Annotated in this window: 1 protein-coding gene; it reads right to left on the reverse strand. The window is 57.5% G+C overall.

Annotation, left to right across the window (positions count from 1 at the left end; genetic code table 11):
- Positions 1-689, reverse strand: a 689-nt coding sequence (locus AC5V8P_RS25875; RefSeq protein WP_495474092.1) for a phosphopantetheine-binding protein, incomplete at both ends; no start/stop codon positions are given.

The raw sequence follows: 689 nt of genomic DNA on the forward strand, positions 1-689 counted from the left end.
ACTTCATCAAAGCCGTCCTGGCTATGCAGCATAATCGACTGGTTATGATGATGTGCATCCGTCAGGTTCTGCTCAAAGAACCAGTGTTGAACAGGTGTCAGCTTCACCGCGCCCACTACTTCGCTCTGATCCGCCAATCGGGTAACGGATTGGACTTTCAGCGCCAATGCAGACACTGTTGGATAACTGAACAGGTCTTTCATCTCCAGTCGATAACCTGCCTGAAGCAAGCGGGACGAAACTTGCAGCGCTTTAATCGAATCGCCGCCCAGCTCGAAGAAGTTATCCTGCGTGCCTACGGCTTCCACGCCCAGCACTCCGGCCCATACCGCAGCCAGTACTTGCTCCACCTTCGTACGCGGGGCCACATAGGCTGCTCCCGTATGGATACTGCCTTCCGGCTCCGGCAAGGCTTTACGGTCGATTTTGCCGTTGCTGGTCAGCGGAATGGCCTCCAGACGCATCATGCGCGCAGGCACCATGTGCGCGGGCAGTCCGGCTTCCAGGGCTCCCTGTACTTCCTCGATCCGCAGCTCGGTTGCTCCCGTGAGGTATCCGCACAAATACTTGTGCCCACGCTCGTCCGTCCGGTCGATGACTACCGCTTGACGCACACCTGGTATCCGCTGGATCGCGGTTTCAATCTCGCCCAGCTCGATCCGGTAGCCGCGGATTTTGACTTGGTAGTC

The organism is Paenibacillus sp. N119s, assembly GCF_059447605.1.